Raw genomic sequence first — 21,875 nt, 5'->3', positions numbered from 1 at the left:
AGTCTGGGGCGTCTGTGGTCTCGGTGCTGGTGGAAGTCTCGGTGCTCTCGGAAGTCTGGGTCACGTCCGGTCCTCTCAGTTGACGATCTCGCCGGTGATCGGCTCATCGTCGTCGTTGGTGCGGTTCTTCGCGCGGTTCTGGGTCCCACGCTGCTGGCCTTCGGCGCCACGGCCGTCCTGACCCGAGCCGCCGGAGCCGCGCCCGACATGCTCAGAGAGCATGTCCCGGCCGTTGCCGGCGGTCATCTCGATGGTGTCCAGCGCGCGGTCCACCATGGCCAGGTCGGCCTCCTCGCCCTTGGCGAGCTCCTGGGTGATGACCCGCTTCTGCACCTGGACGATCTTGAAGGAGTGATCCAGCTTCAGGTTCCGTGCGTGGGTGTCCTCGTCGACCACCGCGGTGCCGCCCAGCGAGTCGGCCCGGCGCGAGGCCGCGTCGGCGCGCGCGGAGTCCAGCGTCTCGCCGAACTTCTTGGCACCGGACCGCACCGAGATCACCAGCACGGTGGCCAGCAGCAGCCAGCCTCCGGCGATCACGGCGATGATCCAGCCGATGACGTCGTTCTGGTTGGCGGCGAAGATCAGTGCGACCAGCAGCACGGTGATCATCACCGCGAAGCTGATCCCGGAGGTCCGCCGACCGAAGTTCTTGAGGGTTTCTTGCGCGCCAGATGCGCCGCCTGTGGGCAGTGACTGCTGAGAACTCATGCGCCTGATTATCCCTGCGATCACGGCCTCCTGGCGAATCGCCGCAGACCCGGCACAGCTTCCCCGGTGCAGACCGGAGGAAACCTGGTCATCGCCGACGCCGTCGGGGTCTGAAAGGATGGGCGGGAACGTCATCCCAAGCTGTTCCCACGATCCAGGAGGACCTGATGGCCGCACAACCCGAGCACCCCCGCCCCAATGATGCGCCCGAGCGCACCACCTACATGCGTCGCTACGCGCTGGACCCGGCGCTGGCGCAGGAGTTCGTCGGCTTCCTGACCAAGAAGGTCATCCCGGCGCGCGAGGAGCGCGGGTTCACCGTGGAGTCCATGTGGCTCTCCGACGGCATGGACGAGCTGACCTGGTTCGTCAGCCGGTTCGGTGACCGCGAGGAGTTCGCCCAGGCCGAGAAGGAGTGGGAGGAGTCCCCGGAGCGCGCCGAGATCTTCGCCGGCGCCCCGGCCTATGTGACCGCCAAGGATCTGCGCCCGGTCACCCGTCTGCGCTGATCCCGCGCTTCGCGGCCTGCCCGGCTCGGCGGGCCGCGAAGAGCGCCGCCGCCACCGAGGTCAGCATCAGGGCCGCGATCACCAGCGAGCTGGTGACGATCGCTGACTGATGCCCGGCGTCGGCGCTGATCGAGAAGTAGATGCCGGTGACCACCGCGATGCCGATCGCGGTGAACACCCGCTGCGCGGTCTGCGCGACGCCGCCGGCTGCTCCCGCCATGGGCTCCGGGACCTCGCGCATCGACAGCGTCTGCGCGCTGGGGATGATCAGCGCCTGGGAGAGTCCGACGACGCCCAGCGCGGCCCCGATGAGCCACAGCGAGCCGTACGGGGTCTCCATGAGCGCCGCGGCGCCGGCGAGCGAGAGCATCGCGACGACGCCGGCAACGGTCCCGCTGACCAGCATCCGGGGCCCCTTGCGCTCCACCGCGCGGCCCACCCGCGAGGAGAGCAGCATGACCATCAGTGCGCTGGGCAGCGTGACCAGCCCGGCGATCAGCGCACCCTCGCCGCGGCCCTGCTGCACGTAGACCGCCACCACCGCCCAGGTGGCTGGCATGCCGGCGAAGTACAGGCCCAGCACCAGTGAGTTCAGCGTGTAGCTGGGCAGCGTGAACAGCGCCAGGTTGACCATCGGGGCGGCCGGGTCGCGGCGGCCCAGCTGGCGCTCCCAGAGCGCCCAGAGGACCAGCACGCCGAGCCCCGCGACACCCAGAAGCCCGCCGAGCAGGCTGCGGAACTGGATGAAGGGCAGCATCAGCAGCAGCACCGCGATGCTGAGCAGCACGACCCCGAGCGGGTCCAGCCGCGCGATGCCGCGGGCCGCAGGGGCGGCCCGGGCATCCGGGGCGGCAGAGGCGTCCGGGGCCGCCGGGGCGTTCTGGTGGACCTCGGAGGCGTCGTCAGCGGGGAGCACGTCGGGGCCGGGCGCCTCGGCGTCGTCGAGGGTCTTGGGCAGCCAGAGCACGATGGCGATCAGCGCGATGATGGTGACCGGGACGTTGATCAGGAACGTCATCCGCCAGCCCAGGTCTGACCCGGTGGTGTCGATGATCAGCCCGCCCAGCGCCGGGCCGGCGGCCACCGCGACCCCGATGATGGTGCCCATCATCCCGTAGGCCCGGCCGCGGGCGGAGCCGCTGAACAGGCGTTGGATCATGCCGATGATCTGCGGGGTCAGGATGCCGGCGGCGAAGCCCATGAAGACCCGCGCGACGTTGAGCACCAATGGAGTCATCGCCAGCGCGGCGCCGAGCGAGGCGATGCCGAAGAGCACGACGCCGAACATGAAGATCCCGCGACGACCCCAGATGTCTCCTGCTCGTCCTGCCGGGACCAGCGCCATCCCGAAGGCCAGCGCGTAGCCGGAGAGCACCCACTGGAGATCCGCGGAGGTGGCCCCGAGGCTCTCCTCGATGGCGGGAAGCGCGACGTTGACGATGCTGATGCTCAGCAGCGCCGCGAAGAGCGGCAGGAACATCGCCGTCATCATCCGGCGGGAGCTGGAGGAGGTCTGGTTCACCAGCTCACCTTATCCCCGCTGCCCCGGCGCGAAGTGCTGACCAGGTGCTCATGACGCAGAACGGGGGCGCCCCCGTGAAGGAGCGCCCCCGTTGAGCAGGATCTCGTGACTACCGGCGGAACTGTGCCAGGTAGCCCTTGACCTCGGGGCTGAACGCCAGCACCAGCCAGTACACGGCCACAGCCACGTGGGCCACGACGAGCACCAGGCCCAGCATGGTGGCGCCAACGATGCCGAACAGGGTGAACACGATGCCGATGATCGCGAACACGATGCCTGTGACTCGTGCCCAGTTCTTGTTCTTCTTCAGTCCGAAGAACACCAGGAGGTAGAGGGCGGCGCCGACGAGCAGAGCGACCCACAGGAACGCCGTGAACAGGCCCATGAACAGGTCCACGGCCTCGGCCGCCTCAGCACCGGTCATGCCCTGCTGCTCGATGGCGTCGATGGCCTCCTGGCGGGCCGCTGCATCCTCGCCCATGAACAGACCTGGCAGGGCGCTCAGCACGTAGATCGCGAGCGAGACCAGGGTCAGGGTCTTGAGCAGGCTGTACTTCTTGGGCTCCGCGATCGGTCCCCCGTAGGTGCCCGGCGCGTAGGGATCCGTGCCGTACTTCGAGGTGGGCTGGCCGGGGCCGCCGGGGAAGCCCCCGGGCTGGTTGCTGCCGTAGCTGGGCTGACCACCGGGCTGGTTGCCGGGCTGGTGGTGGCCGTAGCCGCCGGGCTGGCCGTCCGGCTGGCCCCCGGGCTGGTTGCCGGGGAAACCTGCGGGCTGGTCTCCGTAGGGAGGGTTGCTCATGTCAGCTCCTTGTTCATTATTTGTGTTCACGACTCACTCTAGGCCCAGCGGGCCGGGCTCACTCGTAGCGAAGCGCCTCGATCGGGTCCTTCTTCGCCGCTCGCGCCGCCGGCAGCGTGCCGGCGAGGAAGGCGATGAACACGATCAGTGCCGTGATGCCGATGATCGCCAGCGGATCCACCGCGAAGAGCGTCAGCCCGGCGACGCCGCCCAGAGGCCCGCCCTCCCCGGTGAGCCAGGCGTTGCCGAGCAGCCCCGCACCGAGTCCGAGCACCACGCCGATGACCGAGCCCAGGATGCCGATGACCACGGCCTCCATGGAGAACAGGCCGAAGACCTTGCCACTGGACATGCCCAGCGCCTTCATCAGGCCGATCTCTCGGGTGCGTTCCTGCACCGACATCAGCAGCGTGTTCACGATGCCGAAGCTTGCCGCGAGCAGCGCGATCAGGCCGAAGCCGGAGAGCACCCAGGAGACCGCGTCGATGACGCCCTGCACCGCACCGATCTGGTCCTCCACGGTCAGCCCGAGGAGGTCCTCCTCGACCAGCGCGTCCTTGACGCCCTGTTCATTGGTCTCGATGTTCTCCACATCGACCACCGCCATGGTGTAGGCGTTCTGCGCCTGGCCCTCATATCCCTCCATGGAGAGATCGTTGAGCTGCTGGTTCAGTTCCCGGGACGGCATGGGGGTCGCCCCGATGCCGGAGAGCGCCTCTTCGGAGACGCCGACGACCTCGGCCTCGACCGTGGACTGCTCGCCGGTCACATTGCTGATCCCGATCTGGACGGTCTCGCCGATGACCTGCTCGGCGTCCTCGGTGTCGAAGATGGTGAGCCAGTCTTCGGGGATGCTGAGCTCCATGCCGTCATCGCCCGGGGCGTCGCCGGCCGCAAGCTCGAGTCCCAGCGCGTTGGCCGGCACGTCGAGCTCCAGGTCATACTGCGCACCGTCGGGCGTCTCGATGAAGTCGGGGGAGACGAAGACCATCGGGTCCACGGCGGAGACGTTCTCGATCTCCTCGATCGTCTCGATGTCAGAATCGGTGAGCACCCCGCCTCCGGAGCCGGGTCCGAACATCCCACCGGAGCTCGCTGCGGCCTCCGGGTCGTATTCGGCCGGGCCGTCGGTCGGCTCGGCGTCGGCCGCGCCGGTGCTCAGGACGAACATCTGCGAGGATCCGCCGAACCCGCCGACCACGGTGTCCACATACTTGTTGACCCCGGCGCCGAGCCCGGAGGTCAGGGTCAGCGTGAAGGAACCGATGACGATGGCGACCACGGTCAGGGCGGTGCGCAGCTTGGAACGGAAGGTGTTGCCCAGCGCGGTGCGCGCGACGTCGACTGACCTCATGCGTGCACCCCCGTGGCGCCATGTTCCTCGGTGACGATTTCGCCGTCCTGCATCATGAGTCGACGCTGGCACTTCGCGGCCAGGTCCTCATCATGGGTGACGACCACCAGGGTGATGCCCTGGTCGCGGTGCAGCCCGAAGAGGATGTCCTCCACGATCTCGGAGGTGGCGGTGTCCAGGTTGCCTGTCGGCTCATCGGCGAAGAGCACCGTGGGGTTGTTCACCAGCGCCCGAGCGATGCAGGCGCGCTGCTTCTGGCCGCCGGAGAGGTTCGTCGCCTTGTTCTTGGCCTTGTCGGCCATGTCCAGCTGCTCCAGGACCTCCATGCCGCGGCGGTTGCGCTCAGACTTGCCCACCCCTGCGATCTTCAGCGGCAGGGTGATGTTCTCCAGCACGGTCTGGTTCGGGTTGAGGAAGAACTGCTGGAAGACGAACCCGAAGGTGTCATTGCGCAGCTGTGAGACCTTCTTGGGCTTCAGCGCCGTCACCGGCTCCCCACCCAGCGCGACGACGCCGGAGGTGGGCTCGTCCAGAAGCGCCAACAGATGCATGAGGGTGGACTTGCCGGAACCTGATTTGCCCACGATGGCGACGGATTCGCCCTCATGGATCTCGAAGGTCAGGCCTTTGAGCGCGTCGAAACGGGTTGCGCCCTTGCCATAGACCTTGACCAGGTTCTCGGTCTCGAGAACTGGAGTGGACATTGATGACCTTTCATACTGCTCAGCGATGCTGCGGGGACCCGATGCGGGCGTGACCTGCAGCGAGAAGTTGGAACTACCTGTTCATTCTCCAGGATGACGGTGCCGAGAACATCGCCCCTAAGGATGAACCTCGGCGGGGCACCGACTCTGCGAAAATCCCTCGATCACGCTCTCACCAGGGATCATCGACGCGAGTACACTGCCAGTCATGCCCGTTGAACATGCGATCCGCGCCACAGGTCTGACCAAGCGCTATGGAGATTTCACTGCCGTTGACGGCATCGACTTCACCGTGAATCGAGGTGAGTCCTTCGGCCTGCTCGGACCCAACGGTGCGGGCAAGTCCACCACCATGCGGATGATCGCGGCGGTGGCCTCACGCAGCGCCGGGACGATGTCGGTGGCAGGACTCGATCCGGAGCAGAACGGACCAGAGGTCCGGGCTCGGCTGGGAGTGATCCCGCAGCAGGACAACCTGGACGAGGAGCTCAGCGTCCGGGAGAACATCATCATGTACGGCCGCTACTTCGGGCTGCCCCGGCGCTGGCTCAACGCCAAGACCGAGGAGCTCCTCGAGTTCGCCCAGCTCACCCACAAGGCCACCGCCCGGGTGGAGGACCTCTCCGGCGGCATGAAGCGCCGGCTGACCATCGCCCGCGCGCTGGTCAACGAGCCCGAGATCCTGCTGCTCGACGAGCCCACCACCGGGCTGGACCCGCAGGCGCGCCACATCCTCTGGGACCGGCTCTTCCGACTCCGGGAGTCCGGGACCACCCTGGTGCTGACCACCCACCACATGGACGAGGCCGAGCAGCTCTGCGAGCGCCTGATCGTGGTGGACCAGGGACGGATCATGGCGGAGGGCTCCCCCGCCGGACTCATCCGAGACCACTCCACCCGCGAGGTGCTGGAGCTGCGCTTCGGCCTGGACCGCAACCAGGAGCAGGCCCAGCAGCTCACCACGCTGCTCTCCTCCGCACCGGCGCCCTCCAACGGCAGGGCATCCTCCAGCGGCAGCGCATCCGGCGTCGGCTTCAGCCACGTCGAGGTGCTCCCCGACCGGCTGCTGGTCTATGCCGGCTCCGCAGAGTCCGCGCTGGAGCAGATCCACGCGGCAGGACTGCGTCCGATGACCTCGCTGGTCCGCCGGTCCTCCCTGGAGGATGTCTTCCTGCGACTGACCGGGAGGACCCTTGTCGACTGAGCACCTGACCCGAGACCCGGAGCTGCAGGACCCCGACAGTCCGGCCGCGGACAAGGTGACCATGGCCGGGCGGGCCCGACGCTTCGGCGCGCTGCACCAGGCCGAGCGCACGCTGCGCAGCATGCGGGCCTACGGCACCGTGATCCTCTTCTCCTCGGTGAGCCAGCCGATCATGTACATCCTGGCCATGGGGCTCGGCCTCGGCGTGCTCGTCGGCGAGGGCGGGGACTTCGCCGAATACGGTGCCAGCAGCTACCTGATGTACATCGCGCCGGCGATCCTGGCCTCCACGGTGGCCATGGCCGCGGGCATCGAGTTCACCTTCCCGGTGATGGAGGGGTTCAAGTGGCGTCGGCTCTACTACGGCGCCCAGGCCTCCCCGCTGAGCCCGGGTCAGATCGCCTCGGGCCACATCCTGGCGGTCAGCGTGCGCTTCGGGGTCCACGCCGCGATCTTCACCGGGGTGCTCTACCTCTTCGGGGCGATCAGCTCCCCGCTGGGGGTGCTGATGATCGCCAGCGCGATGCTCGGCGGGCTCGCGATCGGACTGCCGATCATGGCGTATGTCTCCACGCTGCGCGACGAGAAGGGTCAGATGTCGCTGATCCAGCGCTTCGTGATCATGCCGCTCTTCCTCTTCTCCGGCACCTTCTACCCGTTGACGAACCTTCCGGGCTTCCTGCAGGTCCTGGGCTGGTTCTCCCCCATCTGGCACGCCAACGAGCTGGGCCGGGTGCTCGCCTTCGGCCATCCCACCCCGGCGTGGCTGATCCTGGTGCATGTGCTCTACCTGCTGGGCATCACCATCCTCGCCTGGCTGGCGACGGTGCGGGTCTTCACCCGCCGGCTGGGCCTCGAGGAGTGGCGCGGCCGCACCCCGGGGGCCAAGGCCGATGCCAGGCGCCAGGAGCGGCTCGCGGTGAAGGACGCCTCCGACGTCGCCCGCTCGGTCCCCGGCGAGACCAGCTCCGCCGCGACCCCCGTTCGCTCGGAGCTTCCGCGGATCTCCTTCCGCCGCGGCTTCGGAGCGAACTACTACTCCGGCAACATCCGCGCGGTGTTCGGTCGCGGGCTGACCGCGATCCGGAACAACCGAGGAGTCATCTTCCTCTCCGGCCTGCTGGAGCCGGTGCTGTTCCTGACCTCCTTCGGCCTGGGCATCTCCCCGATGATCGCCGGGGTCGACGCCGAACAGGTCGGCTTGAGCGGCGGCGGGACCATCAGCTACGCGGCGTTCATCGCCCCGGCGCTGCTCGCGGTCTCGGCGATGAACGGTGCGATCTTCGACTCCACCTGGAACGTGTTCTTCAAGCTCAAGATCACCAAGCTCTACCGGACCATGATGTCCACATCGCTGGGCCCGGTGGATGTGGCGGTGGGCGAGATCTGCCTGGCGCTCTTCCGCGGCGGGCTCTACGCCCTGGGCTTCCTCGGCGTGCTGCTGGTCGGGGGTCTGGTCGATCCGCTGGCTGCGGTGCTGATGTGGTGCACCGCGCTCTTCGTCGCCCTGGGCTTCGCCTCGATCGGGATGGCGGTGACCTCCTTCATGACCCGGTTCCAGCAGATGGACTGGATGATGATGGTGCTGATGCCGATGTTCCTCTTCTCGGCCACGCTCTTCCCGATCAGCGTCTACCCCGCCGGGGTCCAGGCGTTCATCCAGGCGCTGCCGCTGTGGCACGCGGTGGAGCTGATGCGCGACATCGCCTTCTGGGACTTCAGCGGCCTGACCCTGGTGCACATCAGCTACTACCTGGTGATGATCGTCGCCGGACTGGCTCTGACGACCTACCGGATGAAGAAGCTCTTCCTCCGCTGAACCCCACTCCCACCCCGTTGAGGGGCGGATTCTGCGAGTACTTTTCGCCCCTTCGGGCTTGAGATGCTCGGAGAATCCGCCCCTCAATTCGTGGGTGTGCAGCATTGCCCTTGAATATCTCAATCATTGACTTCTTGAACTATTGGCCGCGGGGGCCTATCCTGATCGTGATGTGTTCTGGATCACAGTCGAGCGACCTGGCTGTGGTGATCCGAGCAACCTTGCACAAGGAGTCATAGATGACTGATGAGAGCTCAAGCCCGGGGATCGATCCCCGCGGTGATGCCCCCCGGACCCGTGAGGAGGACGTCCACCGGCTGCACCGCTGGGAGGCCTCCGCCGCCGCGGACCGCCGGGGCGGTGACATCCGCCGGCACACCGACGTCTCGACCTCGGCCGGCCTGGACATCGCCACCCGGCCTGACCCCGCGGCCCCGCTGACCTCGGTGGCGCAGAGCGGCGCGACCGGTCGCGCGACGACCTCAGGACCCGGTCGAGCCCGACGACGACGACGGCGCGGACTCGGCACCAAGGCCCTGGGCGCGGCCGGCGTGCTCGGCATGCTCCTGACCTGGGAGCTCCTGCCGGTGACCGGACTGGTCAATGCGCGCTTCATGCCCCCGGCCTCTGAGGCCATCGGTGGACTGATCAGCAACTTCGGACTGACAGACTTCTGGGTCGCCGTGGGTGACACCATGCGGGCCTGGGCGCTGGGCATGATCATCGCCGTGGTGCTCGCCACCGTGCTGGGCTTCATCATCGGATCGTCCACGTTCCTGCGCCGGTTCACGAATTCCACCATCGAGTTCCTGCGCCCCGTGCCCTCGGTGGCGCTGATCCCGCTGGCGGTCCTGCTCCTGGGCACCGACATCGAGTCCGCCCTGATGCTGATCGTCTATGCCTGCTTCTGGCAGGTTCTGATCCAGGTGCTCTACGGAGTCGCCGATGTGGACTCGGTGGCGATGAACACCGCCCGGTCCTACGGCCTCGGGCCCGTCGCCCGGATCCGCTACGTGATCTTCCCGACGGCGCTGCCGTACGTGATGACCGGTGTTCGCCTGGCGGCCGCGGTGGCGCTGATCCTGGCCATCACCGCCGGACTGATCATCGGCACCCCCGGCCTGGGCGCCGAGATCAGCCGGGCCCAGTCCGGCGGCAACTACGTCTCCATGTACGCCCTCGTGCTGGCCACCGGCCTGCTCGGGGTCCTGGTCAACCTGGTCATGCGCATGATCGAGCGCAAGATCCTGTCCTGGCATTCCTCGGTCCGCACGGAGGTGGCGGCATGACCTATATCCGTACTTTTCTGCACATCGTGGCGCTTCCGCTGATCCTGGTCCTCATCTGGTTCGTCGCGACGCTGGGTGAGGCGAGCTTCTTCGTCCCGACGCCTCAGCTGCTGATCGAGACCTTCTTCGAGACCTGGACCAGCGAGCGCTTCGTCAGCGACGTCTTCCCCTCCCTGGGAAGGCTCATGACCGGCATCGCGCTCTCGATCCTGATCGGCATCGTCGGCGGACTGCTGATCGGCTCCTTCCGGTGGCTCCGCGCGCTGCTGGAACCGACCCTGGAGTTCTTCCGGGCCATCCCGCCGCCCGTGCTGATCCCGGTGATCATGCTGCTGATCGGCATCGGCGACGAGATGAAGGTCTCGGTGATCGTGCTCGGCGCGGTCTGGCCGATCCTGCTCAACACCATCGAGGGTGTCCGCTCCATGGACGAGGTGCTGGCCGACACCAGCCGGACCTATGGGATGACCAAGTTCAACAGCGTCCGCTACCTGATCCTGCCCTCGGCCATGCCACAGATCATGGCCGGCATCCGGCAGTCGCTCTCCATCGCGCTGATCCTGATGGTGATCTCGGAGATGTTCGCCTCCACCGAGGGGCTGGGCTTCGCGATCGTGCAGTTCCAGCGCTCCTTCGCCATCCCGGAGATGTGGTCCGGGATCGTCCTGCTGGGCCTGATCGGCGTGGTGCTCTCGTTCATCTTCCAGCTCACCGAGCGTTGGGTCCTGGGCTGGTACCACGGGCTGCGCGAGATCGAGCAGTCAGCCTGAGCTCGGACTCGCATCGACCAGGCGAACCGGCGACCGCACGCCGCCGAGGCCACACCCCTGAACACGCTCCAGAGACACCAGTTCCACAGACTTCACTTCCAGAGAAGGGACCCGGAGATGACCTCCGCGCACTCACAGCCCACGAACCCCGTGATCAGCCAGTCCAGCATCCAGGAGACCCCGGACGGCCGGATCCCGGTGGGCAAGACCATGCCCGGCGAGCAGCCGATGCTCTCGGTGCAGAACCTGAAGAAGGTCTACCACACCGACGGCGGCGACATCGAGGCGGTCAGGAACCTGACCTTCGATCTGCCCAAGGGTCAGCTGGCCTGCCTGGTGGGACCCTCCGGCTCGGGCAAGACCACGCTGCTCAAGTGCATCTCAGGCCTGATGGCGCCCAGCGCCGGAGAGGTCACGCTGCACGGACAGAAGGTCACCGGACCGCCGAAGTCGATGGCAGTGGTCTTCCAGGAATATGGCCGCTCGCTCTTCCCCTGGCTTCGTGTGGCCGAGAACGTCGAGCTGCCGCTGAAGAACCAGGGGATGGACAAGGCCGCCCGCAAGGAGGCGGTGGAGCAGGCTCTGGAGGCGGTGGGACTGGCCCATGTGCCGAAGTCCTATCCCTGGCAGCTCTCCGGCGGCATGCAGCAGCGCGTGGCGATCGCCCGCGCCGTGGCCTATCAGCCGGAGGTGCTGCTCATGGATGAGCCCTTCGCGGCGGTGGATGCCCAGACCCGTGCGGACCTGGAGGACCTGGTCCGCGGCATCTGGAAGAAGCTGGGCGTCTCGGTGCTCTTCGTGACCCATGACATCGATGAGTCCGTGTATCTCGGCGAGCGGGTGATCATCCTGTCCTCCTCGCCGACGATCATCCAGGAGGACGTGCTGGTGGACCTTCCGGCGGAGCGGGATCAGCTCGAGACCAGATCCTCCCAGCGGTTCGCCGAGCTGCGTCACCACGTCTATGAGCAGATCCAGCTGGCGAAGAAGGGCTTCCGGCCCGAGGATGCCGTCGCCATGAAGTAGTCCGACCGGGACCGGGGCGCCGGGGCCGAATCTGGCCCCGGGGCCCGGTGTTGGGACTGGGGCCCGGGATCCCGGCCGGGGCCGAGGACCCGGTGCTGAGACGGGAGCCGGGCCTAGAAGACGATGCGGGCGAGCAGCTCGCGCAGCTGATCCCGCTCAGCGGAACTCAGCTTCTTCAGGGTCTGATCCTCGGCCTCGCGGGTGCGCCGGGCGGCCTGGGCGTAGAGCTCCTGGCCAGCCTCGGTGGCGACCAGGATCTTGGAGCGCCGGTCCCGCGGGTCAGGCTCCCGGCGGATCACACCTCGACCCTCCAGCACGTCCACCAGCGCGACGACCTGGCTGGGGTCCAGATCCAGGAACCCTCCCAGCTCACGCTGCGAGGGGTTGGTCCCGGAGCAGGCCATGGCGAGCACCGAGAAATGCCGGACCTTCAGGTCCAGATCTGCCAGCAGCTGGTTGGCCAGGGCATTGCCCCGGCCACGGGCACGCGCAGTCAGGAAGGCGACCTCTCGAGCCAGGGGAGAGTGCAGAAAGCGCTCCTCGCTTCCCTCGCTGGTGGCCGACTTCGTCGAAGACGGCGCCGCGGCGGAGGCGGCGGTGGTCGAGGGGGGCATGGATTCTCCTAGCAGCGGTTCCCGGATGCGGGATTGGACGGATGAGAAGCCAAATCATTGACTTTCTCAATATTATCAAGTGAGATGTATCACAGTAAACCTAGACCGTCAGGTCATACAGAAGGAGAGACTATGTCGTTGCAAGGCAAGGTAGCCATCGTGACCGGGTCCGGAGCCGGACTGGGACTCGCATACGCCCAGGAACTCGCCGCCCAGGGCGCCGCCGTCGTCATCAACGACGTGGACCAGGCCCACGCCGACGCCGCCGTGGCGACGATCGAATCCGCCGGCGGCCGCGCCGTCGCCGTCGTGGCCCCGGTGGGCTCCACCGAGACCGCGGAGCAGCTGGTCCAGGCCGCGCTGACCAGCTTCGGCGGCCTCGACATCCTGGTCACCAACGCCGGGATCCTGCGCGACAAGTCGCTGCTGAAGATGTCCGACGAGGACTTCGACGCCGTGATCAACGTCCACCTGAAGGGCACCTTCACCTGTGTCCGGGCGGCGTTCAAACACTTCAAGACCGAGGGCGTCGCCGGGCGGATCGTCTGCATCGGCTCCCCCACCGGTCAGCGCGGAAACTTCGGACAGACCAACTACGCGGCCGCGAAGGCCGGCATCGTCGGCATGGTGCGCACCTGGGCGCTGGAGATGAAGCGCGCCGGAGTCAGCGTCAACGCCGTGATCCCGGTGGCCGCCACCGCCATGACCAAGACGGTGCCGTACTTCCAGAAGGCCGTGGAGGCCGACGAGCAGGGTGAGCCCATGCCCGACTTCTTCCGCAAGGGCCTCGGCTTCGGCACGGCAGCCGATGCGGCCGGCGTCGTCGCGTTCCTCTCCTCCGACGCCGTCGAAGGCATCACCGGGCAGGTCATCGGCGCCGGCGGCGACCGCCTGCAGGTCTGGAGCCACCCGGAGCCGGTGGTCCAGGAATACCACGACGGCGGCTGGGACTACGCCACGCTGCAGACCGAGGGCCGCGACATCATCGGTGCTCACCTGCAGTCGGTGGGCGAGTCCATGCCGGAGCTCCCCGCCGAGCTGCAGCCCACCCCCTGAGCACGCAGCCCGCGCCACGCGCCGCGAACGACCTGACAGACCGAACAGCCCGAGCAGACCGAGCCGGAAAGGGCCCCTCCCGATGCGATACCGATCCGCGATCGACGTAGCCACGATCGAAGCTGTGGACACCCATGTCCACCTGGAGATGGACTCCGACGGACATCGGGCGCTGCCCGAGCTGTTCTTCGACGCCTCCGCGAAGTACTTCAAGACCGAGGAGCGCACGCCCTCGATCGATCGCATCGCGGAGGTGTACCGGTCCCATCGGATGGCGGCCGTGGTCTTCACCGTGGACGCCCGGACCCAGATGCAGCACGCGCCGAACTCGATCGACGATCTGGTCGCGGGATGCCTGCGCAACAACGACGTGCTGCTTCCCTTCGGCTCGGTGGACCCCCGCACGGGACCCGCGGCCCTGATGGAGGCCCGGCGCCAGGCCGAGGAGCTCGGAGTCCGCGGATTCAAGTTCCACCCCACGGTGCAGGGCTTCGACCCCTCCGACCAGCAGTTCTACCCGCTCTGGGAGACGCTGCAGGAGATCGGGCTGCCGCTGATCTTCCACACCGGACAGAACGGCATGGGCGCGGGCACGCCCGGCGGGGCGGGGTTGAAGCTGAAGTACTCCAATCCGCTGCTGCTCGACGACGTCGCGGCGGACTTCCCCGGGCTGCCGATCATCATGGCGCACCCTTCGGTGCCCTGGCAGGACGAGGCGATCTCGATCGCCACGCACAAGTCCAACGTCTACATCGACCTCTCCGGCTGGTCCCCGAAGTACTTCCCTTCAGCTCTGGTCCGCAGCGCGAACAACATCCTCTCCGCCAAGCTGCTCTTCGGCACCGACTATCCGCTGATCACGCCGGAGAAATGGCTGCGCGCCTTCGCCGAGCTGCCGATCAAGGACGAGGTCCGGCCGAAGATCCTCAAGCACAACGCGGTCGCGCTGCTCGGGCTCGACGAATCAGGAGCAGCTCATGCGTGAACCTGTCACCGGCACGGTCATCCCCTCGGACCTCTACGGCTTCGCGGAACGACTCACCCCCGCCGAGCGCGGCGTGATCACCGAGCTGCGCGAGGTGCTCAGCACCCAGGTCCATCCGCACCTGAATGCGGCATGGGATGAGGCCCGCTTCCCGGCGGAGATCATCGCCCCGCTGCGCGGCCTGGAGCTGATGGACCCGCCGGCCCTGCGCGGGGCGGGGGAGCCGATCCGGGACCTCTTCCTGGGCTTCCGGAACTTCGAGCTCACCCGGTGCGACATCAACGTGGCCACCTATTACAACGCCCAGGCCAGCCTGTTCCGCACGGTCTGCGCCGTGGGCGGCTCCGCCGAGCAGGCCCGCGAGCTGGACCCGAAGATCGTCTCCCACGAGCTCACCGGGGTGTTCGGGCTGACCGAGCCCGAGCACGGATCCGACGTCGCCGGAGGTCTGGCGACCACGGCCACCCAGGATCCGCAGACCCAGGACTGGATCATCGAGGGGGCCAAGCGCTGGATCGGCGGCGCCACCGCGGCCGACGTCGTCGCCACCTTCGCACGGGACACCGCCGACGGCCAGGTGAAGTGCTTCCTGGTCCCGACCTCCGCCGCGGGAGTCTCCATGAAGGTCATCCCGCGCAAGGCCTCGCTGCGGATCATGCAGAACGCCGACATCACCTACCATCAGGTCCGGGTCCGGGACAGCGCACGGCTGCAGCGGATCAACAGCTTCTCCGACGTCGCAGGATGTCTGCGCCGGATGCGCTCGGACGTGGCGTGGATGGCCACCGGGGCCATGGCCGGCGCCTACGAGGCCGCGCTGAGCTACGTCCGGCAGCGCGAGCAGTTCGGCCGGCCCATCGCCGGGTTCCAGCTGATCCAGGAGAAGCTCGCACTGATGCTGGGCAACCTGACCGCCTCCCTGGGCATGGTCGTCCAGCTCACCGAGCAGCAGGCCGCAGGGATCTACCGCGACGAGAACTCCGCGCTGGCCAAGATGTACACCTCGCTGCGACTGCGCGAGACGGTGGCGCTGGCCCGCGAGGTCTGCGGAGGCAACGGGATCACCCTGGACACCGACGTCGCCCGCTTCCATGCCGACGCCGAGGCCATCTACTCCTATGAGGGCACCCACGAGATCAACGCGCTGATCGTAGGACGCGCGGTGACCGGAGTAGGAGCCTTCACCTAGCCCCCCCTGCCCGCCCACGTCACTCCCAGCAGATCTCGCGACTGAGATTCGACCCGGGGACACGCCTACCCAAAACACAATGTGACCCAGGACACACTCGGGTCGCTCGAGCAGTGAATCACTCACCACCTCAAGGAGCAGCATGACCGACACCAACCCCGCCCGCACCGTCGTCTCATTCGAGGACGCACGCACGATGGCCGGCACCGACCTCGGTGAGACGGCCTGGCGCGAGATCACCCAAGAGATGATCGACACCTTCGCCGAGGCCACCGACGACCACCAGTGGATCCACGTGGACCCCGAACGGGCCAAAGACGGACCGTTCGGAGCGCCCATCGCCCACGGCTTCCTGACGCTGTCGCTGATCATCCCGTTCTGGGGCGAGCTCTTCGACGTCACCGATGTCGGCACCAAGCTCAACTACGGCCTGGACAAGGTCCGCTTCACCGCACCGGTGAAGGTCGGATCCAAGGTGCGGATGCGCGGCACCATCAGCGCCGTCGAAGAGGTCAAGGGTGGCGGTCTCCACCTGGTCGTCGACGCGACCTTCGAGGTCGAAGGCCAGGAGCGCCCCGCCGTGGTGGCGACCTTCCTGGCTCGCTTCTACCCGTGATCAACAAGGCCTAGCACCCGTCATCACCCGCACTGACTAGATACGCCCATCGTGGGCCGCCCCTCCGCGACCCCACACACCAAGGAGCAACCATGAAGAAGAATTTCGCATCCATCACCGGGATCGCCGCGGTCAGCATCCTCGCACTGAGCGCCTGCGGCTCGGGATCAGCCTCCGGCGGCGACGACGCCGACGCTGAGGGTGATACCGGCAGCGAGAACGGCGAGCTGACGTCGATCACGGTGGGCGTGCTGCCCATCGCACCCTCGGTCGGGATCTACTACGGCATCGAGAACGGCATCTTCGAGGAGCACGGGCTCGACGTCGAGCTCTCCGACTCGAACGCCGGAGCGGCGATGCTCCCCGCCGTGAGCAACCAGCAGCTGCAGTTCGGCATCGGCAACCCCAACTCGGTGCTCAACGCCAATGACCGCGGCCTCGACATGCGGATCGTCACCGGCTACTCCAACTCGCTGGCCGAGGGCGATGACATCGCCGGGGTGGTCTCGACCGTGGAGAGCGGCATCGATGACTGGACCGGGCTCGAGGGCAACACCGTCTCGGTCAACGCGCTGCAGACCCAGGGCGACCTGACCATCATGGAAGCCGTGGAGCAGGCCGGCGGCGACCCTGAAGCCGTGGAGTTCTCCGAGATGCCCTTCCCGGACATGCAGGCCCAGCTGGAGCAGGGCAACACCGACGCCATCTGGGTGCCCGAGCCCTTCCTGAGCAACGCACTCGCCGACGAGGCGAACCAGCTGGTCGGCTACTCCTTCCAGGACGCCATCGCCGGAATGCCCACCATGGTGAGCTTCAGCTCCGGGGAGTACGTCGACGAGAACCCCGAGGTCGCCCAGGCGTTCAGCGACGCGATGACCGAATCCCTGGAGGCCGCCGAGGCGGATGAGGAAGGCGTGCGCGCGCTGCTTCCGGAGTTCATCGACCTGCCCGAAGAGGCCGCCGAGAACCTCCGCATGGAGGAGCTCGACGGCGAGATCCGCCGGGATCAGATCGAAGAGGCCGGTGCGCTGATGGTGAAGTTCGACTTCATCAGCAACGAGCCGGACACCTCCACGCTGTACTTCGAAGGCGAGTAAACCCCTTCTGCGGGAGCGCGGCGGTGGTGGGAGGAGAGATCCCTGCCGACCACCACCGCCGCGCATCCACGCGGACCCCTGAGCCCTGACGCTTGACCCTTGACCCTTGACCCCAGGGACGTTCGGCACCGTCGCCGTCGTCCCTGACCGCTGACCACATCGGAGATTCATCATGAAGCACCTCTCCCGCGGGGCCTTCGCCCTCTGCGCCGTCCTTGCCCTCTCAGCCTGCGGAAGCGGCTCCCCCTCTGGCGATGCCGACGGCGAACCAGCCGACGACGCGGAGGCCGGAAGCGGCGAGCTCACCGAGGTTGAGCTCGGACTGATCCCCATCGTTGACGTGGCGCCGATCTACCTGGGTCAACAGGAGGGCATCTTCGAGGAGCATGGCATCGAACTGACGCTCACCCTCGCACAGGGCGGCGCCGCCATCATCCCCGCTGTGTCCTCCGGAGATATGGACTTCGGGTTCTCCAACGTGACCTCCCTGCTCATCGCAGCCGACAACGGGCTGCCGCTGCAGACCGTGGCCGCAGGCCCGCAGACCACCGGCGATTCGGAGAATGACTTCGGCGCCGTCCTGGTCAAGCCGGACTCCGGCATCGAATCTGCGCAGGACCTTGAGGGCCAGCGCGTGGCCGTGAACACGCTGAACAACATCTCGGACTCGATGATCTCCGAAGGCGTGCTCGAAGCCGGCGGCGAGCCGTCGAACGTCGATTTCGTGGAAGTAGCCTTCCCGGACATGCTCGCCCAGCTCGAGGCTGACAATGTCGACGCCATCTTCGCCGTGGACCCCTTCGCGAGCATGGCCGACAACGAGGGCTACGATCGGATCTTCGCTCCCTACGCTGATGTCGTGGAAGAACTCGGCGTCGGCACCTACTTCGCCTCCCAGCAGCTGGTCGATGAAGATCCGGAGCTGGTCGAGAGCTTCCATACCGCGGTTCGGGAGTCCCAGGCCTACGCCGCGGAGAATCCCGAGGCGGTGCGCCAGGTCTTGCTGGAGTACACCTCCATCGACGAGTCCATGCTGGAAGAGCTCGCCATCCCCGCGTTCCCGGAAGACGTCAATCTTGATTCCCTCGAAGAGGTCGCGGAGATCTCCGAGCGGCATGGACTCATCGGTGAAGTTCCGAACATCGATGACCTGGTCTGGGAGGGTGCTCGATGAAGAACCACGGACTCGGCGACTGGATCCACCGCCGCAGGGTACGGTCGCGTGGACGCACGGCGCTGATCAGCGCGGCCGGAGAACAGACCTATGACCAGCTCGCGCAGCGCGTCGACCAGCTCACCAACGCCCTGGCTGATCGTGGACTCAGCCCTGGTGACCGGGTCGCGTATCTGGGGGAGAACTCCGCGGCGTTCCTCGAGACGCTCTTCGCCGCCGGAAGCCTCGGCGCGGTCTTCGTGCCGCTGAACACCCGCCTGGCCCCGCCGGAGATCCAGTTTGCGCTGCAGGACTCCGGCGCGAGACTGCTGGTCACCTCGACCACGTTGTCGGCTCTCGCGGCGCCCGCCTCCCGGGACACCGCCGTAGAACGCATCCTCACCGTGGAGGACGCGCCGTCGCGGAGCGAGGAGCCGGCCGCATTCCCGGTGCCGGTGGAGCAGTTCGAGGCGGTGCTGGCCTCCGGCGGGACCGGGCGCCTCGACGTCGCCGTCGAGCTCGATGACCTGGCGGTGATCCTCTACACCTCCGGGACCACCGGCAACCCCAAGGGTGCGATGCTCACCCACGGGAACCTGACCTGGAACGCGATCAATGTGCTCACCGACTTCGATCTCTCCAGCAAGGACGTGGCGCTGATGATCGCGCCGCTGTTCCACGTCGCGGCCCTGGGGCAGGGGGCGCTGCCGGTGCTGCTCAAAGGGGGCAGCATCATCTTGGAGCAGCGCTTCGAACCGGGACGAGTGCTGGCGCTGATCGAAGAGCACCAGGTCACCAATATCTCCGGAGTGCCCACCACGTTCCAGCTGATCTGTGAGCACCCGGCGTGGGAGGACACCGACATCTCCTCGCTGCGCAACCTCACCTGCGGGGGCTCCGCGGTGCCGCTGCGGGTGCTCGATGCCTATGAGCGACGCGGTCTCGCCTTCACCATGGGCTACGGGATGACCGAGACCTCGCCGGGAGCCACCACCCTGCCCCCGGCCTACTCGCGGCCCAAGCAGGGCTCCGGGGGGCTCCCCCATTTCCACACCGATGTCCGCGTGGTGGACCCGTCCGATCGGCCCTGCCCGGTGGGCGAGGTCGGGGAGATCCAGGTCCACGGCCCCAACGTGATCACCGAGTACTGGAACCGCCCCGAGGCCACAGCCTCCTCATTCGTGCAGGAGGCCGATGGGCTCTGGCTCAAGACCGGGGACATGGGGTACTTCGATGAGGACGGCTTCCTGTTCATCTCCGACCGGCTCAAGGACATGATCATCTCCGGCGGGGAGAACATCTACCCGGCCCAGGTGGAGCAGCAGATCGCCGCGCTTGAAGCGGTGGCCGCGGTCGCCGTCATCGGAGTCGAGGATGCCCGCTGGGGCGAGGTCCCCCGGGCGGTCGTCGTGGTGCGCGAGGGCCACGAGCTCACCGAGGACCAGGTGCTCAGCCATCTCGACGGCAAGCTGGCCCGGTACAAGATCCCGAAGTCGGTGGTGTTCGTGGAGTCCATGCCGCGCACCGCCTCGGGCAAGATCCGCAAACCTGACCTGCGCAGGCAGTTCGCCTAGTCTCCGGCGTCGGCGGCCGGGACGTCGGCGTCGAGCCGTTCCAGCAGCTCCAGGCCGCTGTGCGCCCAGTCCACCTCGGCCTGGGCCAGCCGGATCAGCCCCTCGTAGGCGAAGGCCTTGAACGCGACGATGCGCTCGTGCTGCTCGGCAGGATAGCGCTCGAGCCGGGCCGCGATCATCGGGTGCTCATGGGACTCGATCGCCTGGACCTGGCTGCTCCACTGCGCGATCTGCTCGGTGTAGTGCGCCGCATGCTGCTCCAGATGCATGCGCACGCTCTCCGGGTCGGTCCATTCGAAGTAGGCCGCCTGCATATGGGCCACATCGCGCCAGGGAGCGTACTTCAGCGGAGTGGCCATCCAGTCGCGGAACGCCGCCTCCCCCGCCGCGGTGATGTAGTACCGCGTCTTGGTGCCCTTCGGACCCCACCGCTCTTCGCGCCCCTCGACCAGGGCCTCGGCCTCCATCCGGCGCAGCTCGGGATAGATCTGCGAGTCCGGGGCGTGCCACACATGACCGACCGAGCCTTCGAAGCGCTTGGCGGTCTCGTACCCGGTCAGTGGTGCTGCGGTAAGGATCGCCAGAATGGCGTAGCGCAGGCTCACGGCGTCGGGACCTCTCGAGATGGGGCAGGTGCTTGCCCTCCACTATATCCAGAGCTATCCTGTGACTCAGAGCACATATAACTATGTACATAGCTATTGGCGTTGTCGAGCAGGCCGGAACCGGTCGTCGCGGCAGCCCCGAGCCCCAGGAGGCGGACATGACGGATCTGAGCCCGAGCGGTGCCACCGCGAAGAACATGGCATACCCACTCAACGCCTGGTACGTGGCTGGATGGGATCACGAGGTCAATCGCAAGAAGATCCTCTCCCGCAAGGTCGCTGACCGCCCGATGGCCCTCTACCGCACCGAGGAGGGTCGCCCTGTCGCCCTGACCGACGCCTGCTGGCACCGGCTCGCTCCGCTGTCCATGGGGTCCCTGGTGGGTCCCGACGGGGTCCAGTGCCCGTACCACGGCCTGCAGTACAACTCCGCTGGCCGCTGCACCTTCATGCCCGCACAGCAGACGATCAACCCCTCCGCGATGGTGAACTCCTTCCCCGTGGTGGAGCGGCACCGGTTCATCTGGGTCTGGCCCGGGGACCCGATGCTCGCCGACGCAGAGCTGATCCCGGACATGCACCAGATGGGCTCGGACGAGTGGGCCGGCGACGGCAAGACCATCGACGTGCGCGCCAACTACCAGCTGGTGCTGGACAACCTGATGGACCTGACCCACGAGGAGTTCCTGCATTCCTCCTCGATCGGCCAGAAGGAGCTCAGCGAGTCCGATATCGAGGTCACCCACGATGACCGCACGGTCACCGTCACCCGGTTCATGGAGAACATCGACGCCCCGCCGTTCTGGCTGAAGAACATGCGCGACAAGTTCCCGGACTTCGAGGGGAAGGTCGATCGCTGGCAGATCATCGAGTTCCAGATGCCCTCGACGATCTGCATCGACGTGGGCGTGGCGAAGGCGGGCACCGGGGCACTCACCGGGGACCGCAGCCAGGGCGTCAACGGGTACGTGATGAACACGATCTCCCCGGTGGACCAGAGCAACGCCATGTACTACTGGGCCTTCATGCGGAACTATCGCCTGGAGAGCCAGCGGATCACCACCGAGCTGCGCGACGGCGTGCACGGGGTCTTCGCCGAGGACGAGGAGATGCTGACCGCGCAGCAGCAGGCGATCCTGGACAACCCGGACCACGAGTTCTACAACCTCAACATCGACGCCGGCGGCATGTGGGTGCGGCGGCTGATCCAGCGCGCCGTGGAGGCCGAGCGCGCACTGGTGGCCTCCGACGCCGACCTCTCCGACGCCAAGGGCTGATCCCC

Annotated in this window: 21 protein-coding genes; 14 read left to right on the top strand and 7 right to left on the bottom strand. The window is 67.2% G+C overall.

What is annotated here, in order from left to right; translation table 11 throughout:
* Window positions 1-75: 75 nt before the first annotated feature.
* On the bottom strand, window positions 76-708 hold the full coding sequence (locus BCL67_RS03155) for a hypothetical protein (protein ID WP_181255867.1): 633 nt from the start codon (window positions 706-708) through the stop codon (window positions 76-78).
* A 167-nt stretch (window positions 709-875) separates the two neighbouring features.
* Between BCL67_RS03155 and BCL67_RS03150 the strand changes: the two genes are divergently transcribed.
* Window positions 876-1,217, top strand: a complete 342-nt coding sequence (locus BCL67_RS03150) for a hypothetical protein (RefSeq protein ID WP_106122007.1) — start codon at window positions 876-878, stop codon at window positions 1,215-1,217.
* Here the strand turns inward: BCL67_RS03150 and BCL67_RS03145 are convergent.
* The 4 genes from BCL67_RS03145 to BCL67_RS03130 form a co-directional block, all read right to left on the bottom strand.
* Window positions 1,201-2,739: an MFS transporter gene (locus BCL67_RS03145; protein WP_106122006.1), complete on the bottom strand. Its 1,539-nt coding sequence runs from the start codon at window positions 2,737-2,739 to the stop codon at window positions 1,201-1,203. The two genes, BCL67_RS03150 and BCL67_RS03145, sit on opposite strands and share 17 nt — an antisense overlap.
* A 109-nt stretch (window positions 2,740-2,848) precedes the next feature.
* Window positions 2,849-3,538, bottom strand: coding sequence for a DUF4064 domain-containing protein (locus BCL67_RS03140; RefSeq protein ID WP_106122005.1), 690 nt, complete (start codon window positions 3,536-3,538; stop codon window positions 2,849-2,851).
* 58 nt (window positions 3,539-3,596) lie between these two features.
* A complete protein-coding gene (locus tag BCL67_RS03135; protein ID WP_106122004.1) occupies window positions 3,597-4,892 on the bottom strand; it encodes an ABC transporter permease in 1,296 nt (431 codons plus the stop codon).
* Window positions 4,889-5,596 carry an ABC transporter ATP-binding protein gene (locus BCL67_RS03130; RefSeq protein WP_106122003.1) on the bottom strand — a complete coding sequence of 236 codons (708 nt, stop codon included), beginning with the start codon at window positions 5,594-5,596 and terminating at the stop codon, window positions 4,889-4,891. Before BCL67_RS03130 ends, BCL67_RS03135 begins: the two co-directional genes overlap by 4 nt.
* Window positions 5,597-5,804: 208 nt before the next feature.
* On the opposite strand from BCL67_RS03130, the gene BCL67_RS03125 reads away from it, so the two are divergent.
* The 5 genes from BCL67_RS03125 to BCL67_RS03105 all read left to right on the top strand — a co-directional run bounded on the left by BCL67_RS03125 (window position 5,805) and on the right by BCL67_RS03105 (window position 11,704).
* On the top strand, window positions 5,805-6,800 hold the full coding sequence (locus BCL67_RS03125; RefSeq protein ID WP_106122002.1) for an ABC transporter ATP-binding protein: 996 nt from the start codon (window positions 5,805-5,807) through the stop codon (window positions 6,798-6,800).
* Window positions 6,790-8,619, top strand: a complete 1,830-nt coding sequence (locus BCL67_RS03120) for an ABC transporter permease (protein WP_258174712.1) — start codon at window positions 6,790-6,792, stop codon at window positions 8,617-8,619. The genes BCL67_RS03125 and BCL67_RS03120 overlap by 11 nt, the downstream gene beginning before the upstream one ends.
* A 560-nt stretch (window positions 8,620-9,179) precedes the next feature.
* Window positions 9,180-9,908, top strand: coding sequence for an ABC transporter permease (locus BCL67_RS03115; RefSeq protein WP_106122134.1), 729 nt, complete (start codon window positions 9,180-9,182; stop codon window positions 9,906-9,908).
* Complete coding sequence (locus BCL67_RS03110; RefSeq protein ID WP_106122001.1) at window positions 9,905-10,678, top strand: ABC transporter permease; 774 nt, start codon at window positions 9,905-9,907, stop codon at window positions 10,676-10,678. Before BCL67_RS03115 ends, BCL67_RS03110 begins: the two co-directional genes overlap by 4 nt.
* A gap of 210 nt (window positions 10,679-10,888) precedes the next feature.
* The gene (locus BCL67_RS03105) at window positions 10,889-11,704 is read left to right on the top strand and encodes an ABC transporter ATP-binding protein (RefSeq protein ID WP_308737946.1); all 816 of its coding nucleotides are present in this window, start codon (window positions 10,889-10,891) and stop codon (window positions 11,702-11,704) included.
* Window positions 11,705-11,817: 113 nt separating this feature from the next.
* Here the strand turns inward: BCL67_RS03105 and BCL67_RS03100 are convergent, their stop codons facing one another.
* On the bottom strand, window positions 11,818-12,318 hold the full coding sequence (locus BCL67_RS03100) for a MarR family winged helix-turn-helix transcriptional regulator (RefSeq protein ID WP_106121999.1): 501 nt from the start codon (window positions 12,316-12,318) through the stop codon (window positions 11,818-11,820).
* Window positions 12,319-12,450: 132 nt separating this feature from the next.
* Between BCL67_RS03100 and BCL67_RS03095 the strand changes: the two genes are divergently transcribed.
* The 7 genes from BCL67_RS03095 (at window position 12,451) to BCL67_RS03065 (ending at window position 19,988) form a co-directional block, all read left to right on the top strand.
* Window positions 12,451-13,374, top strand: a complete 924-nt coding sequence (locus BCL67_RS03095) for an SDR family NAD(P)-dependent oxidoreductase (protein WP_106121998.1) — start codon at window positions 12,451-12,453, stop codon at window positions 13,372-13,374.
* Window positions 13,375-13,456: 82 nt separating this feature from the next.
* Window positions 13,457-14,359 (top strand): amidohydrolase family protein, encoded by a 903-nt coding sequence (locus BCL67_RS03090; RefSeq protein ID WP_106121997.1) that lies wholly within the window; start codon window positions 13,457-13,459, stop codon window positions 14,357-14,359.
* Window positions 14,352-15,548, top strand: coding sequence for an acyl-CoA dehydrogenase family protein (locus BCL67_RS03085; RefSeq protein WP_106121996.1), 1,197 nt, complete (start codon window positions 14,352-14,354; stop codon window positions 15,546-15,548). The genes BCL67_RS03090 and BCL67_RS03085 overlap by 8 nt, the downstream gene beginning before the upstream one ends.
* A 142-nt stretch (window positions 15,549-15,690) precedes the next feature.
* Entirely contained in the window at window positions 15,691-16,164 is a 474-nt protein-coding gene (locus BCL67_RS03080; RefSeq protein ID WP_106121995.1) for a MaoC family dehydratase, read from the top strand.
* A 92-nt stretch (window positions 16,165-16,256) separates the two neighbouring features.
* A complete protein-coding gene (locus BCL67_RS03075; RefSeq protein ID WP_106121994.1) occupies window positions 16,257-17,261 on the top strand; it encodes an ABC transporter substrate-binding protein in 1,005 nt (334 codons plus the stop codon).
* 172 nt (window positions 17,262-17,433) lie between these two features.
* Window positions 17,434-18,435, top strand: coding sequence for an ABC transporter substrate-binding protein (locus BCL67_RS03070; protein WP_106121993.1), 1,002 nt, complete (start codon window positions 17,434-17,436; stop codon window positions 18,433-18,435).
* Complete coding sequence (locus BCL67_RS03065; RefSeq protein ID WP_106121992.1) at window positions 18,432-19,988, top strand: acyl-CoA synthetase; 1,557 nt, start codon at window positions 18,432-18,434, stop codon at window positions 19,986-19,988. The genes BCL67_RS03070 and BCL67_RS03065 overlap by 4 nt, the downstream gene beginning before the upstream one ends.
* Here BCL67_RS03065 and BCL67_RS03060 read toward each other — a convergent pair.
* Window positions 19,985-20,593: a PadR family transcriptional regulator gene (locus BCL67_RS03060; RefSeq protein ID WP_106121991.1), complete on the bottom strand. Its 609-nt coding sequence runs from the start codon at window positions 20,591-20,593 to the stop codon at window positions 19,985-19,987. The two genes, BCL67_RS03065 and BCL67_RS03060, sit on opposite strands and share 4 nt — an antisense overlap.
* A gap of 158 nt (window positions 20,594-20,751) precedes the next feature.
* Here BCL67_RS03060 and BCL67_RS03055 point away from each other — a divergent pair, with 158 nt between their 5' ends.
* A complete protein-coding gene (locus BCL67_RS03055) occupies window positions 20,752-21,870 on the top strand; it encodes an aromatic ring-hydroxylating dioxygenase subunit alpha (protein ID WP_106121990.1) in 1,119 nt (372 codons plus the stop codon).
* The last annotated feature ends 5 nt before the right edge of the window (window positions 21,871-21,875 follow it).

Source organism: Nesterenkonia sandarakina, assembly GCF_003003175.1.
Taxonomy (GTDB): Bacteria; Actinomycetota; Actinomycetes; order Actinomycetales; family Micrococcaceae; genus Nesterenkonia; species Nesterenkonia sandarakina_A.
Note: the sequence above shows the minus strand (reverse complement) of the source record. Positions and strands in the feature narration are given on the sequence as shown.

Excerpts from the sequence above, each read along its gene's own strand:
- BCL67_RS03140 (WP_106122005.1), bottom strand. The coding sequence starts at position 3,538 with ATGAGCAACCCTCCCTACGGAGACCAGCCCGCAGGTTTCCCCGGCAAC.
- BCL67_RS03095 (WP_106121998.1), top strand. The coding sequence starts at position 12,451 with ATGTCGTTGCAAGGCAAGGTAGCCATCGTGACCGGGTCCGGAGCCGGA.
- BCL67_RS03070 (WP_106121993.1), top strand. The coding sequence starts at position 17,434 with ATGAAGCACCTCTCCCGCGGGGCCTTCGCCCTCTGCGCCGTCCTTGCC.
- BCL67_RS03055 (WP_106121990.1), top strand. The coding sequence starts at position 20,752 with ATGACGGATCTGAGCCCGAGCGGTGCCACCGCGAAGAACATGGCATAC.
- BCL67_RS03080 (WP_106121995.1), top strand. The coding sequence starts at position 15,691 with ATGACCGACACCAACCCCGCCCGCACCGTCGTCTCATTCGAGGACGCA.
- BCL67_RS03150 (WP_106122007.1), top strand. The coding sequence starts at position 876 with ATGGCCGCACAACCCGAGCACCCCCGCCCCAATGATGCGCCCGAGCGC.
- BCL67_RS03110 (WP_106122001.1), top strand. The coding sequence starts at position 9,905 with ATGACCTATATCCGTACTTTTCTGCACATCGTGGCGCTTCCGCTGATC.
- BCL67_RS03130 (WP_106122003.1), bottom strand. The coding sequence starts at position 5,596 with ATGTCCACTCCAGTTCTCGAGACCGAGAACCTGGTCAAGGTCTATGGC.
- BCL67_RS03135 (WP_106122004.1), bottom strand. The coding sequence starts at position 4,892 with ATGAGGTCAGTCGACGTCGCGCGCACCGCGCTGGGCAACACCTTCCGT.
- BCL67_RS03115 (WP_106122134.1), top strand. The coding sequence starts at position 9,180 with ATGCTCCTGACCTGGGAGCTCCTGCCGGTGACCGGACTGGTCAATGCG.
- BCL67_RS03065 (WP_106121992.1), top strand. The coding sequence starts at position 18,432 with ATGAAGAACCACGGACTCGGCGACTGGATCCACCGCCGCAGGGTACGG.
- BCL67_RS03075 (WP_106121994.1), top strand. The coding sequence starts at position 16,257 with ATGAAGAAGAATTTCGCATCCATCACCGGGATCGCCGCGGTCAGCATC.
- BCL67_RS03155 (WP_181255867.1), bottom strand. The coding sequence starts at position 708 with ATGAGTTCTCAGCAGTCACTGCCCACAGGCGGCGCATCTGGCGCGCAA.
- BCL67_RS03100 (WP_106121999.1), bottom strand. The coding sequence starts at position 12,318 with ATGCCCCCCTCGACCACCGCCGCCTCCGCCGCGGCGCCGTCTTCGACG.
- BCL67_RS03105 (WP_308737946.1), top strand. The coding sequence starts at position 10,889 with ATGCCCGGCGAGCAGCCGATGCTCTCGGTGCAGAACCTGAAGAAGGTC.
- BCL67_RS03125 (WP_106122002.1), top strand. The coding sequence starts at position 5,805 with ATGCCCGTTGAACATGCGATCCGCGCCACAGGTCTGACCAAGCGCTAT.
- BCL67_RS03090 (WP_106121997.1), top strand. The coding sequence starts at position 13,457 with ATGCGATACCGATCCGCGATCGACGTAGCCACGATCGAAGCTGTGGAC.
- BCL67_RS03085 (WP_106121996.1), top strand. The coding sequence starts at position 14,352 with ATGCGTGAACCTGTCACCGGCACGGTCATCCCCTCGGACCTCTACGGC.